Consider the following 15,976-nt stretch of genomic DNA (forward strand, 5'->3'; position numbering starts at 1 on the left):
AAGTGAACGGACATGTCTCACAGAAAAACGCCCCGTTCACAATTGTGCGGGACGCATTCTACTCCTAATACGGCAGCATGATATGGAAGGTCGTCCCAAACCCTTTGGAGGAGACGCGGATTTGACCGCCAATATCGTGAATGATTTTTTGGCAGACAGACAATCCGAGCCCTGTCCCTTCCTCTTTTGTCGTAAAAAACGGATCAAAAATCTTATCAATAATGTAAAGCGGGATGCCCGGACCTGTATCGTGGATATCGATACTCACTTTGTCGCCATCCTGATCGAAATGATGGGAAATCCGAAGCGACCCTTGCTCTCCCATTGCTTCTATTCCATTTTTGCAGATATTAATGAACACTTGCTTCAACAGCTCGGTATCCCCGACAACCATTGGAAGCTTGCCGCGAGAGGCAAACTGGACATCAATTCCGTACAGATTCGCCTGTGACTCGACGATCGGCAAAATTTCTTCAAAAACGGTATTTAAGTCGACCATGGAATATTGAATATTACGCGGCTTGCTCAATAGTAGGAATTCACTGACTAAAGAATTGATGCGATTGATTTCGGTGAGCATGATTTCGGTGTACGTTTTCTCCCTTTCCATGCCGCTGTCACCGAATGACTTGAGGAACATTTGCAGAAATCCTTTGATCGAGGTAAGTGGATTGCGAATCTCGTGTGCTGTACCAGCAGCAATTTGCCCGATCATCGCCAAGCGTTCATTCCGCTCGAGCTTTTGGGCGAAGGATCGCAGATTTGTAATGTCTTTGAAAAGAATAAACGCCCCTACTGTTTTGCCTGACTCGTCTTGGAGTGTATTTGCGTCGACAATCAGCTCATAGCGTTGGTTGTCATTCGTCCAGGAAGTCGCGACATTTTGCAGCTTCACGCCTTCCAACAGTTCTTTTTTAATGAACCGATGTGGTTCGGGGATGCCGCTAAATACTTGATCGACGTGTTTATTGATGACATCCAGTCTCTCCATACCCAGCAGCTTGCACGCCGACTGACTGGCTTCGATAATGATCGATTTCTCGTCGAGGATAAACAAGCCCATGCTTGTATCATAGGTCAGTTTGGTCAGCAATCGTTGCGACAAAAGCTGGTCACTTTCTTTTGCGAGTTGGGGAAAATGGATCATGTACAGAATCTCTTCTGCTTGCTGAGCCATGATCATGACAGAAGTGTTCCTGCATCTCCCCTGTTTATCACACCATTCCAGTTCGACCTCGCCTTTGGTTCCCACTTCTTCTTCCCTTCGCAAATATTCCTGATAAAGATGCTCCATGGAACCTCGATGGGGAAGAAGAGTGCTGATAGGCTGATTAACAAGTTGATCGCGTGAAAATCCGGTTACACGAAGCAGTTGTTCGTTGACCTCCACGATACTACCCGCTTGATTCACCAATAAAACGGCAGTAGGCAGTTGATGCATGAACCGCTGCAATCGACCGGACGAGCCAACGAGATGTAACGAAGAAAGTGCACTCATAGCTTGTCCCTCCTGGCCTATGACGTATTTTGAAAGGAAAGAAACCAAAATCCTTTCCGCCTATTATGAAAATTCGTGAAAATGCTCGCAAAACCTTCATTCTATCCACTTGAAAAGCACGGAAATGTTTCGCTAGTTATCGTCAAATTCCAACAAAAAATAATTGGATCGCAAAATAAAAATAGCATGCTTCCCTTAGGAAACATGCTATCTGTACATGCGTGATAAGTACCGTGCACCTATCTTCGATAATTCTTATCCGAGCGTTACTTATGGTAGCAGCTCAGAGCAGGCTACCCTGCGGCACACGCGATGATCCACTTATGGCTGCTTCCTTCCGGACCTGACCAGATTCATGGGTTCGCGTTGCACAGGACCCGCTCCTCAACACCGCCGCCATAAGGCAGCCTCACATAAGAAAACCTAGGATAGGAATTCAACCCTGCTATTGCGGATTGCAGGTTACAGGGCACCGCAACCTCCCCGTCTAGCACGGTAGAATTAGAATACCAAAGTTAGTAGCCGATAGCAAGGAGTAAAGCTATCCAGTGCTAGGAAATCTCTCTATCCTTACTAACTCTTCCCTTACAATCTGTCGGTTGGGTAATCTCAATTGCCCCATCCTCAAACGCTATTTTAAAAACCGCTACAATGGAAGGATCGAATTGTGTGCCTTGGCATCGCAAGATTTCTTCGTACGCCTCTTTTGCAGACATGGCTTTGCGATAGGAACGTGTAGAAGTCATCGCATCAAACGTATCGGCTACAGCCAGAATACGCCCAATCAGCGGGATCTCTTCTCCTTTGAGCTGATCCGGGTAGCCATGTCCATCCCATCGCTCGTGATGATGCCTCACCCCTGGACTGACATGCGACAGGCTTTTTATCTGTTCCACAATTTCTCCACCGATAATGGAGTGTCTTTTCATGCATTCATACTCATCAGGCAATAGCTTTCCAGTTTTCAGTAGGACATGATCGGGTATGGCTACTTTACCGATATCATGCATTAAACCAGCGTAGCGTAAATCATCACGTGACAACGTAAGGTGCTCCTGTTGATGTAAATAATCGTAAATAATAAGTGCGTAGTGCGTAACTCTTTCTGTGTGTCCCGCTGTATAGGGGTCCTTCATCTCTACCGCCAAATAAAAGCTGCGGACGATTTGATCCAGGCTCTTTTGCGAATACTCCCGCTCTCGTGCAATTAAAGCATGCATCTGTTCTGCCATGGTGTTGAATTTATTTTCCAGCAAGGTAATTTCCTTCATGCCCTTTATCGGGACACGTATGGAAAGATCACCTTTCAGCAGGGAGTCAGTGGCAGTCACTAGGTTATAAATTGGCTCGCCAATCCATTTGGATAAACGCTGAGACACATAACAGGCAAATAGAACGATCAAGAAGAGTGTGAAAAAAAAGATAAGATTTAATCGCGCTAACCGTTCATTAATACCGTCTCTTGGCAACCATTCAAAATAAGCACCACCGCTTTTTTCAGAAACGCGACGATATACGTAAATGTCTTTGCCTTCGATGAGCAAAGAAAATATCCCATCTTCATTTACATGTTCCCACTGACTTTTCACCGTTTCATAATAAGGAAGCTTCGATATAGGGTGCCCAATCTTCTCTTTATCGGTGTGAATTAAAATGGTTCGGGAGGGCAAAAGGACCATCATACCATACTCTTTTGGGACGACATAGGTACGGAGCCAGTCTGTCAGCTTGTCCAGATCGATTTCCACGAATAAATGCCCCGCCACTTTTTTATTCGGATCCTCTATGCGCTTCCCGAGAAAATATGCTTTTGGGCCACCCTCTTGCTCCTTTCTTGAAAACAGAACTACCCCGGTTCCCCACTGCTCTCGCTCCAGCGAAAACAATGGTTTTTTTTCACTCCATCTCTTGTCTTCGTCTAACGATAGCACACTCCCATCGTCCCCAAGAAAAACAATATTTCCTACTACGTTTTGATTGCGAGCGAAACGCTTGAACTGATATTCCACGGATTGTTCCGTTGTCCATTCGCGCCTAGATTCATTCCTATTTCCTTCTGCAAGGGGTGGATCCTCTGACGTACGCAAGATTAATTTATTCGCCAATTCGTCGGTATCCTTTTGGATAGACTGAAAAAGGGACAGGAGGCGTTCATCAACAAGCGCCATATTCGCATCCATGTTCGTCTCGTATAGTTCAAATACTGCTTCTTGGGCTTCTTCGTAAAAAAGAAAGCAGATAAGAAGAGTGGGGCTAAGAACCAGCAATAAAAATGTGGAAAATAATCGATCCCTCCACTTCAGGTACACAAGCCTCCCCCTTTATTCTGAGCTGTTCACCAAGCATATCGATACTCCATTTGTAGCGGTTATATTTACATTGTGTACTTCACTATTTCCCGCTGGGATCAAATGTAAACCTTTGTTCGCACCAAAAATGGAATCTTCTTCATCCATAGACAAACGGACGCCGTCGTAATATCCTAACTAAGAATTATTATCGTATGTGAGGAGATGCATCAGATGAGATACATCCTCCTGGTTTTTCTCGGAGCATGTAGTTACGGCATACTATCAACCATCGTAAAGCTTGCTTACAATCAAGGATATTCGCCCGCAGAGGTAATTGGTGGGCAAATGTTTTTGGGCTTTGTGCTCACCTGGATACCCGCTCTTTTCTTCCTGCGGACCAAGTTCTCCCTTCGCCAGTTGCTACTATTGGTCGCTGTAGGTCTGTGTGTCGGTTCCACGGGAATTATGTACTACAATGCTCTGCAATATATCCCAGCCTCAATCGCCATCGTCCTTTTGTTTCAGTTCACATGGATGGGCGTGCTGGTTGAAGCTGTGATGACTCGCCGGATGCCTGAAAAGGAGACGATTTTTTCCCTCCTGTTGCTGCTGATAGGGACCCTTCTAGCAGGAGGAATTTTTGAGAGCGGCGGATTGGCCCAATTTCATGTCCTCGGTGTCGTATTCGGTCTTCTCTCAGCCGTTTCTTTTACGTTGTTTATTTTGTTCAGCGGGAAAACCGCCATTGCTGTTAATCCGTGGATTCGTAGTTCCAGCATGGCGACGGGCTCTTTTCTGTTAGCCAGCCTGATTTATCCGCCTGTTTTTCTATTCAATGGAGCATTGTTGGACGGGTTGTTTCCATACGTATTTTTACTCGCCTTTTTCGGTATTTTGATCCCGACGGTTTTTTTCAATTATGGTATGCCCCACATAGGGCCGGGAATGGGAGCTATATTAGGAGCAGCTGAGTTGCCTATGGCTGTGCTCTCTTCTTATATCATTCTGAATGAATCTGTCTCTATGCTCCAAGTGAGTGGTGTCGTGATCATTTTATTCGGTATCATCTTGCCAGAATGGCTGCGCAAGCGAAACATTCGAAGAAACAAGGCCACCTCATAATCGTTGACCCAAAGCCCATCCATTGTGCCACTGCAGCATATACGGATGGGCTTTTTCTATGATAAAAAGCAAAAAACCTCTGCACCACGCAGAGGGTTGTTGACTTCGTTATGATTACATTCGGATTACTCTTTTTGATCACGATCGATCATCAGAGGCTGTGGCGTAGTTGCCATGCTTTTTTGTTTTCTCCAAACGGTAAATCCATAATAAGCAGCACCAATGAGTACCAGTATACCTATAACAGAGAAAATCACGGTTCGATTATTCAACAAGGTCACATAGGAAGTAAGCATCTCCACCTTATTCCCCATAAAATGACCGACCAAAAACAAGATCAGCGTCCATACAAAGCCGGTTGTGTACGAAAACAGGGCGTACCGTGGAAACGTCATTTTCCCGATCCCGACCAAGTAAGGAACCACGTGCCTGACGACAGGAAAGAAATAGCTGATACATAGGGCGTAGCTGCCGTAACGATCGAGCATCGACTGCGCTTGATCTACGTACTTGTTCATTCCTTTTTTACGACTAATCCAGTTCAGTGCAGGTGCACCTAGCCATCTCCCGAGCACATATCCCAATGACAGCCCAGACACGACACCCAAATAGGTCGCGATAAATGCAGGAATAACATGCAGAAGTCCCATCGAGGTCAGCACTCCTGCAGACAGCACGATCACCTCGTCAGGAATCGGCATACCGACAATCCCTAGCCATAACATAAAGAAAAGAGCAAAATAACCAAACTGACCCACAGACTCGGACAGCATATCGACAATCATTCAGAAATCCTCCTAGCCGACACCTTTGCCATCATCCTTCCGACAAATATAGACGAAGGCAGGTGGCAGATTCAATGGAACCATCTTCACCGATACTTGCTCAAATACAGAGGAAAGCTGCTTTTTCATTTGCAACGAGTATTGAAAGGCGACAAATACTCCGCCTGGTTTTAGCGCATGATATACCTGATTCATAATTTGATCACGCAGCTCTTGCGGGAAGTTGGCAAATGGCAGTCCGGACAGAATACAGTCGGCCTTGCCCAATCCCGCTTCCGAAAGAACCCGATTCAAATCTACCGCATCTTCGTGGAATCGTACATCGGGAAATAGTGGTTCCAACCTTTTGCGCATCTTGGTCTCCTTTTCAAAAGATACCAGTGCGGCTTCCGGCTTTTTCTTTTTCTCAATCCACTTCGTAAAAATACCCGTTCCTGCCCCTAATTCCACAATTGTATGTGCTTGCTCCCAATCAATGGGCGCCACCATTTGTTTACAAAGCGCACGGGAGCTAGGAGTAATACTGCCTACTTGGCCTGGTGACTGCAAAAAATTATAGAAGAACATCAGCCGATCCTTCATGCTGGATGGATGATGACAATCGATCATCATGTCTATATGCTCCCTTCTTTCGTTTGCTTATTCTCCATCATATCCAAAAAACATTACGAATTATCTACCAAAAGCGAAAGATTTTCTTACTACTATAACAGTAAACGAATGGAAATAAAAATTCCTCCGTCTATAGTCGGATCAAATAATCACGCTCATGATGGTTTTTCGAGTTATTTCGATACGTTACAATAACAGTAGATCAAGTTTACCATCTAATCGAGGAGGACTTATTTATGGATTATAAAGGTGTAAAAGTCATAACGCACGCTAGCACATTTTTTGCACCGATCCTTGTGCCCATTGTTGTCTGGCTACTTGTACAAAATCGTGACGCTAAAAATATGGCGCTGCAAGCTTTGTTCTTCCACATCATTATGACGGTACTCATCGCTATTTCCTGGTTCTTCACCTTCTTGTTGATTGGGATTCCGTTCCTGATTGTGTTTGGACTGATGGCGATCTACTACCCGATTAAAGGTATCATTTATTCCTTAAATGGACGCCCATTCTCCTACCCATTCGTCGGTTGGATTGGCAGATAAGCTCGTTACACAACAAAGACCAGCTATCCTTTAGTAGGAAGCTGGTCTTTTTGTTATGGTAGAGCCTAATATCAATCGAGATTAGGAGCCTACTGTGAAGCGCTCATTGCGATGCTTCGGATTTTCAATTTCATCGAGCAACGCCACTGCGTAGTCAGCATAGCTCACATAGCTCTGTCCGCTAGCGTTTACTAACAGATGGTCTTTTCCGAGTCGATACGCACCTGTTCTCTCCCCCGCTGGGTCAAAAAAGGCAGATGGACTGATATAGGTCCATTGAATATCGTTTGACTCTTCCAATACATGCAAGTATTCTCCATGCTTTTGAGCCGTTGCCAAGTATGCCTTAGGGAAATCAGGAGTTTCTACGAGGCGCAGTGTTTTGGCTTCGTCTACAAACAAACTGCCTGCACCGCCTACAACCAGCAAACGTGTAGAAGGAGCGCCCTTCAACGCTTCAATCAAAGCCTTCCCTGATTCTACGTGCAAATGTTCTTGACCTGCTGGTGCACCAAAAGCATTCACGACTACGTCAAAACCGTTCAAATCTGCCGCTGTCAGGGCAAACACATCTTTCTGAATCACAGCTACGTCTGCCTGCTCGATTTTGGATGCATCACGCACAATCGCTGTCACTTGATGGCCACGATCCAGCGCTTCTTTCATAATTACCTTACCTGCTTTACCGCTTGCTGCTACAATTGCAATCTTCATGATGATATTCCTCCATTTTGTATGTTATAGATGTAACCAAATCAGTTACAACTCTTTCGAAAAGAATAGGCGTTTACCGCATCGCCTTGTTGTAATCATTGTAGTTACAACGAAACGAAATGTCAACCCTGTTTTTTTATCGCATGAAAAAAGCACCCGGGGATTCAAACATCCACCAGGTGCTAGCTGTTATTTCTTTTTCGTCGGACCACTCCAAGTAATGAACCCGCCTTGTAGATGGGCCATCTGAGGAATGCCGTGTTTCTTTAAAATTTTTGCTGCCTGCTTACTACGCATCCCGCTCCGACAGTACAGCAATATATCGTTTTTGCTGGAAACTTCTTTTGCACGATGGTCGAGCTGAGACAAAGGGATGTTCACCGCTGATGGAATATGACCGGCTTTATATTCGTGCGGTTCGCGTACGTCAATGAGCAGCACTCTGCTTTTTTGGTTGACCCGTTCCTTGAACTGATCTGACTTGAGATTTTCCAATCCCTTTACAGGAAGGAAGCGAGAGACCAAATACCAAATGATGATCGCGTAGGCTAACAGCAAAAGAATCGTAGTGAAACTCATAGGAAGCTCCTCTCCAAAATCGGTTTAACGGCTCTTGACCAAAAGCTCTACGGCTTCTTTCACCAGCTTGCTCGTGTCTCCTCCAGCAGCCTGCTCTTCTAACAAACAGCGTTGCAGGTTTTCCGCTACAATCTGGGCAATAGCCTTATCTGAAGCGTTGCGAACAGCGGAGAGCTGCGCGACCACGTCTTTGCAGTTTTTCTGCTCGTCCATCATTTTCAGCACACCGCGGACTTGCCCTTCGATTCGTTTTAAACGTCTTTTGATATCGTCACTGTAGTTGTAATCCATATGAATTCCTCCTGTTTCACGACAAGGCATACGTATCTGCTTGTTCACCATACATATACAGGTATCTTATGCGAAATACAGGCAATGTCAAGCCAAGCACCTACGCCAGCTGTTTTAAATAAACAGGTTTACTTTTGCCTGTGTCGCATCCCCCAAATAAGCAGCTACACCTGCATACTCCATTCCGTCGAGCAATTCCTCCTGTTTGAGACCGAGCAAGTCCATCGTCATCGTACAAGCGACCAGCTTCACTCCCTGCTCCTGAGCCAGCTCGATAAGTTGTGGAAGCGTCAGGGCATTGTGTTTTTTCATGACATGCTTGATCATCTCTGGTCCCATGCCCATCATGTTCATTTTAGACAGGCCGAGCTTCTTGGCGCCTCTTGGCATCATCCAACCGAACGCTTTTTCAAGCCACCCCTTTTCTACCTTTACGATCTCGTCCTTGCGCATGGTATTCAGTCCCCAGAAGGTGAAAAAAATCGTGACATCATGATCATAGGCCGCAGCTCCGTTCGCAATAATGAAGGCTGCAATCGCTTTATCCAAGTCGCCGCTGAACAGCACAATCGTCGTTTTTTCTTTTTGTTTTTCCATATAAGAACACTCCTTTACGATACTTATACTTGTATAGGTATAAAAATAAACGAAAGAAGCCTTTGCACAAAAAAGCATCTTTCCTTATAGAATGTCACTCCAAATCTTGATCGCCGTTCCACAGATCAGCACAATCAGGCCATAACGCAAATATTTCACATCGCTCTTGGCGCTGACCATACTACCCACCGGTGCCCCCAAGACACTTCCGATGACCGTATACAAAACGGGCAAGAGCGGAATTTGCCCACCCGACAGCTTCCCGATCACACCACCGATTGCGGAGATGAATACAATAGCCAAAGATGAGGCAATCGTCACCCGCGTAGGTATTTTCAACACGGTCAGCATGATCGGAATGAGGATGAACGCTCCCCCTGCACCGACAATCCCAGATACGATTCCCACGGCAAACGCAGTACCAGCAGCAATGACGCGGTTATATGCGACTTCCCCTGCTGCCCCTTCTGTTCCTCTATTTTTCACGAGCATCAAAATCACGGCGATGATCGCCAGTATCCCGTACACCAAATTGATGTTTTCATTCGACAAGTATTGGGAGAGTGCAGCACCAATCAAACTACCCGTCAAAATGCTTACACCCATATCTCTGACGAGTCCTTTATGAATCATAGGAGAGTTTTTGCCGTTTCTTTTGCGGAAAGCCAGTACGCCAGACAGCGACGCGAAAAATACTTGAAACATAGATATCACCGAAACTTCCTGGGCAGAAAACTGTGCCACACCTAGAGCCGGTGGTATAAACAGGAGCATCGGGTAGCTGATGATCGCTCCGCCAATCCCGAGCAATCCGGAAAAAAAGGAACCGATAAAACCGAGAGAGACCATGAGCAGAAGCAGCATAACGTCCATATATCCTCCTCGCATTCCTACCTAACACATTGGAATGCTCAACCCTCTTTTCAAATGAACCATCTTCAAGTAAAATTAATCCCAAGTAAATAACTGTGAATAAGGTGATTTAAATGGTTCGCTTTTTCAAATCCATTTTTCAGCATCGGTGCCCCACCTGCCAAGAACCTTTGCGCTCAAACAAAAATGCCTTGTTCAGTGAAAAACAATGCCCAAATGGCCACTACAAAGAAGAAATCTATACGCACCTTGGCATACGTATTGTTTATGAAAATCAGGAGTAAGCGAGCACTCCCAAAACGGTCAACCAAAAGTGCTCGCTTCTGTCTCCCTACAGCTTTTTCACTAAAAATTTGTACACACCGTTCTCAACCTCATGGGAAACCAGCTCATTCCCGGTTTGTTTGACCCAAGCGGTGAAATCGTTCAGAGAGCCTTTGTCCGTCGAAAGTACCTCCATGGTTTGACCGGATTGCATTCCGTCCATTGCTTTTTTTGCTTTTACGATCGGCATCGGGCAAGCCAGGCCCTTTGTATCTACCACAATATCCGCCATCATTTCATTCCTCCTGTTTATCTTCTCGTTATCGTTATTTATCGTGAATGGCGCAGCGATTTGGCCCTACTTCCATCTCTTGTTTTTCCTCTTCGCTCGGTTTTAATTTTCCCATGTTCACTTGACGAATTTCTTGATACGCATTCGGCTGCGGCGGTAAATGATGCGTAACGATATGCCTGAATTCACTTTCATCCACAATCGTTAGTCCTGGATTGTTGCGATACAGGTCACCCAAACGAGCAGATACGGCACCCATTGAACCAATCTCCGTGTAGCTACCAAAATGAGCAGGCAACACGACTAAATACTCGGGTAGCTCTTTATATCGATTATACAAGGTGTTGTGCAGGTCTCCCACCCAATCTTCTGCTTTCCCAGCCAAATCCGGGCGTCCGATCGAAGCTACGAATAGACTGTCTCCCGTGAGAAAATACGTATCATCCACAATCAAAGACGTACTCCCAATGGTATGTCCGGGGGAATAGATCGGCAGGATCGCGATTTTGGTTGCGCCCACCTGGATTTCCTGCCCTTCCTCTAGCTTACGATAGGAATACGTAACTTCTTCTGCATCTTTTTCCGGGAGCCAGTACGTCGCATCGAGCCGAGCTGCCAGCTTCTTCCCGCCGGAAATATGGTCGGCATGCAAATGGGTATCGATTGTGTGCTTGATCGTCCATTGCTGCTTTGCTGCAAATGCTTCGTATACATCCGTCATCCGCAATGTATCGACGACAGCTGCCTCCCCTCCTGATACGATCATGTAAGACAAACAGCCTTTTCCAATGCGGACAAACTGATAAATCGCACCGCCATCACGGAGGTCACCCACCTTCACTGGCTCCAGATGCTCACTCCACGCCTTCATTCCTCCTTGCAGGTAAGAAACATCCGTAAAGCCCGCTTCTGCCAGCATCTCTGCGACAAAAATGGACGAGCCCTCTTTTGCACAGACGACCAACACCTTCTGTTTCACAGGGATTTTCTCAAGAACAGCCTCCACCCCATCCAGCAAATCAAAGTAAGGGATGTTCATGCTCACTACTCGATGCCCTTCGATTTGCCAAGCCTCGTAATCGCTCGTATTGCGAACGTCGAGAATAAACAATTCCTCCTGCGCAAAGAGAAGCTGCGTTAGCTCGTGTGCTGTCATCGCCTTCACACTTGTTTGTTGTTCCATCATCTTTATCTCCCCCTTATTGTTTTTCTGCCGGGCCATTCCAGCCGGACATACCCGGTACTACATTCGTGATTTTGGTAAAACCTTTTTCGGCCAGCAACTGACAAGCCATGTCGCTGCGTTTGCCGGATCGGCAGATGATAAAGATGTCGTCATCGGGCTGTAGCTCATCCAAGCACTGTTCTAATACTCCCAGGGGTATTGAAATGGCTACAGGAATGCGGTGAAAAGCGTATTCTGCCGGCTCTCGCACATCAATGAGTGTCAGCTTTTCGTTGGCTTCCAGCCTTTTTTGCAGTTCTTCATTGGAAATAGTCCGTAGAAAGACCGTCTCCTCCTTCACCTCATGGGTACTCGCTTTTCGCAGGAAATGCTTTAATACCTCCCCCTCCTGAATCGTCCCCAGAAATTCATGCCCGGTATTGTTTGCCCAGCTTTTCAAATCGGCCATTGAGCCTTTATCAGTCGCTTGTACTTCCATCACTTGACCCGGTAACATCTCTTCCATCGCTTTTTTTGTGCGTACGACAGGCATTGGACATGCCAAGCCTTTGCAATCTAACGTTTTATCAGCGGTAAAATTCGGTTGTACAGACATGTTGTCTACCTCCTACGTTTTGGTTGGAAATGTGATTGATCAACTATATACATATACCCCTATGGGTATTATAATATGCGCCTAATTTTTCTTTGTCAATAGGTGAGACGTTACCGACCCACTCTTTCATACGTATTTTCTTAGAGATGAACTTGTACCAACATGGAGGCGCCCAATGAAACTAGCTGATCGGATGAAGGAGAAGAACACGAAGACAACGGAGCTGACTATTTGGGGACCGTACTTACGGGAAGAATGGGAGAAGCATTTTACGAACCATCTGACCGAAGAAGATAAAGAGAGGATTTTTCTCAAAAATAAAGACGGCTGCCAGGGGTATCTGTGGCATTTATTCAGCAATAAGCTGAGGGATTGTCTTGAACGCGAGGAAGCGGATGAAGCCTTTCAGCAAGTTGCCCATGAGTCGTACTATGTGTTTTACCAGCTTTCCAACGAGGTGTTGATCTTGGAAAACGCTGCGAAGTTTTCTGTCACGGACTTGGAAATGGAATACGATGTGTATGTCGTGGATAAGGACTTTACGTGGACGTATGTGAAGACCCATGAAACCAACTGGTGTGGGCCTTATTTTTGTAGGAAATAGGATGGAGAAAAAAGAGAGGAAGCATTCGGATACCTTTAGGGGTATGCCGATATGCTTCCTTTTTTGACGGATGGACTGATTATCGTTGCTGGAGATACTGCAAACTGTTTTCCATGATCTCTTTGAAAGGGGGAGCAACAATTTCTTTTCCCCATAATCTTACCCAGAGGTCTGTATTCGGGTTATCAACAGCTACGTAAACCAATAGCTTTGGATCATCGCTTGGTGCAAATCCGATAAACGAATACGTATATTTTCCTTCGATAACCTTTCCTTGCTGGTCGCGTTTCTCTGCTATTCCTGTTCGGCCAGCGACTGCGTGTCCTTTGATAGAAAATTCTCTACTCGAACCGGGGGCGGTTTTTACAACAGATTCTAAAATCTCTCGAACCTGCTTGGCTGTTTCTTCTGATATGACCCGACGACCTTTGTCAATGTGATTCCTTTCCTCCTTCGTCATATGTGGTTTCATCAACTCACCACCGTTGGCAATGGCCCCGACAGCGGCTACTTGTTGAATTGCAGAGGCAGAGCCAGCAAGTCCATAAGCTGCCATTGCCTTATCATAAGGAGTATCCATATTGGGTATCTTTCCAGACTGTTCATTTAATTGTTCGGTGCCCGTTTTCATTCCAAAACCGAACCGTTCAAAATATTGCTGTAACGAGTCCTCTGGTATCCGTTCACTGAGCTTGGCAAAAGCGATATGGGAAGAACGTTGTATTCCTTCTAAATACCTGATCTGCCCCCACCCAGCACCATTATTGTTGTCTTTTATAAACTGACCCGGCGTAATCTCGTAGGTTCCGGACTCGTAAGTTTCATTGTCATGATACTTCCCCTCTTCAATAGCAGCCGCCAACGTCACGATCGGAAATGCGGCCACAGGATCTGGTTTCGCTTTTACTATGTCTGGAACCCGGTCATTGGCATTCTGTTTTTTCAGATTCCCCATCCCAAGAATTTCTCCGTTATTTGGATCGGTAACGATTACCGTCATATTTTCGGGCTGATAGGCTTTGCCGGTCTTATGTATCGCTTCTTCGACATACTCCTGAATTTGTGAATCGAGGGTCAGAACCATATCCGTTTGGGATGTCGTTTCCGCGGCTTGTACCTTTTGACTCCTCTCTATATTCATCTGTTGTGCGCTTGGCACCGATGGAGTTACCTCCGAAGGCATCCACTGATAAGCGATAAACAATAAAGCAAAGGAAGCAGCTACGCCCCCGATGACCTTGGCATACTTTTTTCGCCTTTTCATCTGTTTGAGCAGCTCCTTTTCTTGACGGATATGACTCGCGATTTCACGTCGCTTGTCCTCATCCATCTGAAGCGACGGAAATGATTGCAGCACTGTGCTTATCTCTTTTTCTTCAAAAGATGGCGTCATGTAGATTGACCTCCCTGCCGCTATTGCCCATTTGTTTTTGCAATTCCTTGATGGCTCGATGAAGCGTCGTGCTGACTTTTGCTTCGCTCCAGCCCAAGATTTCTGCTGTCTCTACTGTAGATACTCCCTCTATCAACCGCAGGATTAGAACTTCTCGATACGTGCTTTTCAGGCGATTCATTGCTTCATACACTTCTTGCAATTGTTCCTTTAACACCAATGCCTTCTCAGGTGTACGCTCTTTGGAAGTGAGGAGCCGGAGGACGTTTTCAGGGAACCAGTCCATCATTTTTTGTTTTCGCCTATAATCGATAGCTGCATGGCGTGCGATGGTCAGAAGCCACGTCTTGGGCTGTGCTCTGCCTTCGTAACCTGATAGGGCTTTGAGTGCCTTCGTAAAAACTTCCTGGACTAAATCCTCCACATCTCTACGTCCGGTAAAATACGCGAGGTAATTGTAAACATCATTGCCGTATTGCTGGAACCATCGCTCTATTCGATCATCGGAATCCATTCTTACGCTCCTTTTTTTGGGTTTGTACCTTATTAGACGCAAAAATGAGATTTGCTTACAGTTTTTGTGATATAAAAAAATGAAGCATATCTCTGCCACACTGGCAAAAATATGCTTCATTCTGTTCGATCCGAAGAATCTAAGCGGAGAGAGTGGGATTCGAACCCACGCACGCCTCACGACGCCTAACGCATTTCGAGTGCGTCCCCTTATGACCACTTGGGTATCTCTCCATATTTGGTTTGGCTGAAACATTATTTACTATAGCAAAATACAGTCAAAAATGCAAGACTCATTCCTCTGCATTCCCCTTGATTTGCGCCGCTCATTAGGCCAAACTAAGAACAGCACAAACGATTGGTATCCGATCAGAAGAAAAGCGAGGAACATATATGAAACGAGAACGTTTGGACAAGGTGCTAGCTAATATGGCCATCGGCACCCGCAAGGAAGTGAAAGCACTCGTCAAGCAACGACTGATCGTTGTAGACGGTGTTGTCGCGACAGACCCAGGGATGCATGTCATTGCCGAGGAGCAGGAAATCCTTGTAGATGGCGAACCGCTTAATTTTAAGCGCTGGGTATACGTTTTGCTGAACAAGCCGCCTGGGGTGGTTTCTGCTACAGAAGACAATGTCCACGAAACCGTAGTGGACTTGCTCCCGTACGAGTGGGCAATCAAAGTGCATCCGGTAGGCCGACTGGATATTGATACAGAGGGTCTCTTGCTCTTGACCAATGACGGCCATCTCTCCCATAGCCTCTTGTCCCCGAAAAAGAAAGTGGACAAGGAGTACTTTGCACACATCGATGGCCGGGTCACTGAGCACCATGTGCAGGAATTTGCCAAAGGTGTGGAATTAGAGGACTTTACTACACTGCCAGCCAAGCTGGAGATTATCTCTTCGGGAGAAACATCAGAGATTCGCGTCACCATCATGGAAGGAAAGTTCCATCAGGTAAAACGGATGTTTGCTGCTTTCGACCTGCAAGTCACGTATCTGCAACGAATTCGTATGGGCCCGCTCCACCTTGACCCGTCACTCGCTCCTGGTGAGTATCGCGAACTGACCGAAGAAGAGCTGAACAAGCTGCAAAACGTAAACAAATAAAATCCGCCTGCATGTGAAGTGACCCCATAAAGTTAGACATGTCATTTAATTAGGCGGCTGCTTGGGCATGAGTGCGGTATTGTACCGGGCTCATGCCTTTTAATTTTGC

Annotated in this window: 18 protein-coding genes, 1 tRNA gene and 1 other RNA gene; 4 read left to right on the forward strand and 16 right to left on the reverse strand. The window is 45.9% G+C overall.

Annotated elements, in window-relative coordinates; translation table 11 throughout:
* Nucleotides 1-64: 64 nt before the first annotated feature.
* The 3 genes from ACFYU8_RS27590 to ACFYU8_RS27600 form a co-directional block, all read right to left on the reverse strand.
* Entirely contained in the window at nt 65-1,498 is a 1,434-nt protein-coding gene (locus tag ACFYU8_RS27590) for a PAS domain-containing sensor histidine kinase (protein ID WP_390305843.1), read from the reverse strand.
* Between the two features lie 231 nt (nt 1,499-1,729).
* An RNA gene (ffs, locus tag ACFYU8_RS27595) (signal recognition particle sRNA large type) lies at nt 1,730-1,994 on the reverse strand.
* 55 nt (nt 1,995-2,049) lie between these two features.
* Nucleotides 2,050-3,807 carry an HD domain-containing phosphohydrolase gene (locus tag ACFYU8_RS27600; RefSeq protein WP_390305845.1) on the reverse strand — a complete coding sequence of 586 codons (1,758 nt, stop codon included), beginning with the start codon at nt 3,805-3,807 and terminating at the stop codon, nt 2,050-2,052.
* A gap of 213 nt (nt 3,808-4,020) precedes the next feature.
* Between ACFYU8_RS27600 and ACFYU8_RS27605 the strand changes: the two genes are divergently transcribed.
* The gene (locus ACFYU8_RS27605) at nt 4,021-4,911 is read left to right on the forward strand and encodes an EamA family transporter (protein ID WP_390305848.1); all 891 of its coding nucleotides are present in this window, start codon (nt 4,021-4,023) and stop codon (nt 4,909-4,911) included.
* Between the two features lie 125 nt (nt 4,912-5,036).
* On the opposite strand, the gene ACFYU8_RS27610 is transcribed toward ACFYU8_RS27605, so the two are convergent.
* Entirely contained in the window at nt 5,037-5,696 is a 660-nt protein-coding gene (locus ACFYU8_RS27610) for a DedA family protein (RefSeq protein ID WP_390305850.1), read from the reverse strand.
* Between the two features lie 12 nt (nt 5,697-5,708).
* Complete coding sequence (locus tag ACFYU8_RS27615; protein WP_390305853.1) at nt 5,709-6,308, reverse strand: class I SAM-dependent methyltransferase; 600 nt, start codon at nt 6,306-6,308, stop codon at nt 5,709-5,711.
* A 236-nt stretch (nt 6,309-6,544) separates the two neighbouring features.
* On the opposite strand from ACFYU8_RS27615, the gene ACFYU8_RS27620 reads away from it, so the two are divergent.
* On the forward strand, nt 6,545-6,853 hold the full coding sequence (locus ACFYU8_RS27620) for a DUF4870 domain-containing protein (RefSeq protein WP_106837157.1): 309 nt from the start codon (nt 6,545-6,547) through the stop codon (nt 6,851-6,853).
* An 81-nt stretch (nt 6,854-6,934) separates the two neighbouring features.
* On the opposite strand, the gene ACFYU8_RS27625 is transcribed toward ACFYU8_RS27620, so the two are convergent.
* The 8 genes from ACFYU8_RS27625 to ACFYU8_RS27660 all read right to left on the reverse strand — a co-directional run bounded on the left by ACFYU8_RS27625 (nt 6,935) and on the right by ACFYU8_RS27660 (nt 12,244).
* Nucleotides 6,935-7,567 (reverse strand): NAD(P)-dependent oxidoreductase, encoded by a 633-nt coding sequence (locus ACFYU8_RS27625; RefSeq protein ID WP_390305855.1) that lies wholly within the window; start codon nt 7,565-7,567, stop codon nt 6,935-6,937.
* Nucleotides 7,568-7,756: 189 nt separating this feature from the next.
* Nucleotides 7,757-8,146, reverse strand: coding sequence for a rhodanese-like domain-containing protein (locus ACFYU8_RS27630; protein ID WP_390305857.1), 390 nt, complete (start codon nt 8,144-8,146; stop codon nt 7,757-7,759).
* A 24-nt stretch (nt 8,147-8,170) separates the two neighbouring features.
* On the reverse strand, nt 8,171-8,437 hold the full coding sequence (locus ACFYU8_RS27635; RefSeq protein ID WP_012683835.1) for a metal-sensitive transcriptional regulator: 267 nt from the start codon (nt 8,435-8,437) through the stop codon (nt 8,171-8,173).
* A 114-nt stretch (nt 8,438-8,551) separates the two neighbouring features.
* On the reverse strand, nt 8,552-9,034 hold the full coding sequence (locus tag ACFYU8_RS27640; RefSeq protein ID WP_007719857.1) for a DsrE/DsrF/DrsH-like family protein: 483 nt from the start codon (nt 9,032-9,034) through the stop codon (nt 8,552-8,554).
* Between the two features lie 84 nt (nt 9,035-9,118).
* Nucleotides 9,119-9,907 (reverse strand): sulfite exporter TauE/SafE family protein, encoded by a 789-nt coding sequence (locus ACFYU8_RS27645; protein ID WP_390305859.1) that lies wholly within the window; start codon nt 9,905-9,907, stop codon nt 9,119-9,121.
* 331 nt (nt 9,908-10,238) lie between these two features.
* A complete protein-coding gene (locus ACFYU8_RS27650; RefSeq protein WP_007719853.1) occupies nt 10,239-10,463 on the reverse strand; it encodes a sulfurtransferase TusA family protein in 225 nt (74 codons plus the stop codon).
* A 34-nt stretch (nt 10,464-10,497) separates the two neighbouring features.
* Nucleotides 10,498-11,649: an MBL fold metallo-hydrolase gene (locus tag ACFYU8_RS27655; RefSeq protein WP_390305861.1), complete on the reverse strand. Its 1,152-nt coding sequence runs from the start codon at nt 11,647-11,649 to the stop codon at nt 10,498-10,500.
* 13 nt (nt 11,650-11,662) lie between these two features.
* The gene (locus ACFYU8_RS27660; RefSeq protein WP_390305863.1) at nt 11,663-12,244 is read right to left on the reverse strand and encodes a sulfurtransferase TusA family protein; all 582 of its coding nucleotides are present in this window, start codon (nt 12,242-12,244) and stop codon (nt 11,663-11,665) included.
* Nucleotides 12,245-12,419: 175 nt separating this feature from the next.
* Between ACFYU8_RS27660 and ACFYU8_RS27665 the strand changes: the two genes are divergently transcribed.
* Nucleotides 12,420-12,848, forward strand: coding sequence for a DUF4275 family protein (locus ACFYU8_RS27665; protein ID WP_390305865.1), 429 nt, complete (start codon nt 12,420-12,422; stop codon nt 12,846-12,848).
* Between the two features lie 79 nt (nt 12,849-12,927).
* On the opposite strand, the gene ACFYU8_RS27670 is transcribed toward ACFYU8_RS27665, so the two are convergent.
* The 3 genes from ACFYU8_RS27670 to ACFYU8_RS27680 all read right to left on the reverse strand — a co-directional run bounded on the left by ACFYU8_RS27670 (nt 12,928) and on the right by ACFYU8_RS27680 (nt 14,988).
* Nucleotides 12,928-14,241, reverse strand: coding sequence for a peptidoglycan D,D-transpeptidase FtsI family protein (locus tag ACFYU8_RS27670; protein ID WP_390305867.1), 1,314 nt, complete (start codon nt 14,239-14,241; stop codon nt 12,928-12,930).
* Complete coding sequence (locus ACFYU8_RS27675; RefSeq protein ID WP_390305869.1) at nt 14,225-14,755, reverse strand: RNA polymerase sigma factor; 531 nt, start codon at nt 14,753-14,755, stop codon at nt 14,225-14,227. Before ACFYU8_RS27675 ends, ACFYU8_RS27670 begins: the two co-directional genes overlap by 17 nt.
* Before the next feature lie 144 nt (nt 14,756-14,899).
* Nucleotides 14,900-14,988, reverse strand: a tRNA-Ser gene (locus ACFYU8_RS27680).
* Between the two features lie 159 nt (nt 14,989-15,147).
* On the opposite strand from ACFYU8_RS27680, the gene ACFYU8_RS27685 reads away from it, so the two are divergent.
* A complete protein-coding gene (locus tag ACFYU8_RS27685) occupies nt 15,148-15,867 on the forward strand; it encodes a pseudouridine synthase (RefSeq protein ID WP_106837166.1) in 720 nt (239 codons plus the stop codon).
* Nucleotides 15,868-15,976: the final 109 nt, after the last annotated feature.

The organism is Brevibacillus sp. NPDC003359, assembly GCF_042878995.1.
GTDB lineage: Bacteria > Bacillota > Bacilli > Brevibacillales > Brevibacillaceae > Brevibacillus.

Bases quoted from the DNA above. Each gene is read 5' to 3' on its own strand.
- ACFYU8_RS27615 (WP_390305853.1), bottom strand. From the start codon at position 6,308: ATGATGATCGATTGTCATCATCCATCCAGCATGAAGGATCGGCTGATG.
- ACFYU8_RS27635 (WP_012683835.1), bottom strand. From the start codon at position 8,437: ATGGATTACAACTACAGTGACGATATCAAAAGACGTTTAAAACGAATC.
- ACFYU8_RS27640 (WP_007719857.1), bottom strand. From the start codon at position 9,034: ATGGAAAAACAAAAAGAAAAAACGACGATTGTGCTGTTCAGCGGCGAC.
- ACFYU8_RS27655 (WP_390305861.1), bottom strand. From the start codon at position 11,649: ATGATGGAACAACAAACAAGTGTGAAGGCGATGACAGCACACGAGCTA.
- ACFYU8_RS27620 (WP_106837157.1), top strand. From the start codon at position 6,545: ATGGATTATAAAGGTGTAAAAGTCATAACGCACGCTAGCACATTTTTT.
- ACFYU8_RS27675 (WP_390305869.1), bottom strand. From the start codon at position 14,755: ATGGATTCCGATGATCGAATAGAGCGATGGTTCCAGCAATACGGCAAT.
- ACFYU8_RS27630 (WP_390305857.1), bottom strand. From the start codon at position 8,146: ATGAGTTTCACTACGATTCTTTTGCTGTTAGCCTACGCGATCATCATT.
- ACFYU8_RS27645 (WP_390305859.1), bottom strand. From the start codon at position 9,907: ATGGACGTTATGCTGCTTCTGCTCATGGTCTCTCTCGGTTTTATCGGT.
- ACFYU8_RS27605 (WP_390305848.1), top strand. From the start codon at position 4,021: ATGAGATACATCCTCCTGGTTTTTCTCGGAGCATGTAGTTACGGCATA.
- ACFYU8_RS27625 (WP_390305855.1), bottom strand. From the start codon at position 7,567: ATGAAGATTGCAATTGTAGCAGCAAGCGGTAAAGCAGGTAAGGTAATT.
- ACFYU8_RS27590 (WP_390305843.1), bottom strand. From the start codon at position 1,498: ATGAGTGCACTTTCTTCGTTACATCTCGTTGGCTCGTCCGGTCGATTG.
- ACFYU8_RS27660 (WP_390305863.1), bottom strand. From the start codon at position 12,244: ATGTCTGTACAACCGAATTTTACCGCTGATAAAACGTTAGATTGCAAA.
- ACFYU8_RS27650 (WP_007719853.1), bottom strand. From the start codon at position 10,463: ATGGCGGATATTGTGGTAGATACAAAGGGCCTGGCTTGCCCGATGCCG.
- ACFYU8_RS27670 (WP_390305867.1), bottom strand. From the start codon at position 14,241: ATGACGCCATCTTTTGAAGAAAAAGAGATAAGCACAGTGCTGCAATCA.
- ACFYU8_RS27685 (WP_106837166.1), top strand. From the start codon at position 15,148: ATGAAACGAGAACGTTTGGACAAGGTGCTAGCTAATATGGCCATCGGC.
- ACFYU8_RS27665 (WP_390305865.1), top strand. From the start codon at position 12,420: ATGAAACTAGCTGATCGGATGAAGGAGAAGAACACGAAGACAACGGAG.
- ACFYU8_RS27610 (WP_390305850.1), bottom strand. From the start codon at position 5,696: ATGATTGTCGATATGCTGTCCGAGTCTGTGGGTCAGTTTGGTTATTTT.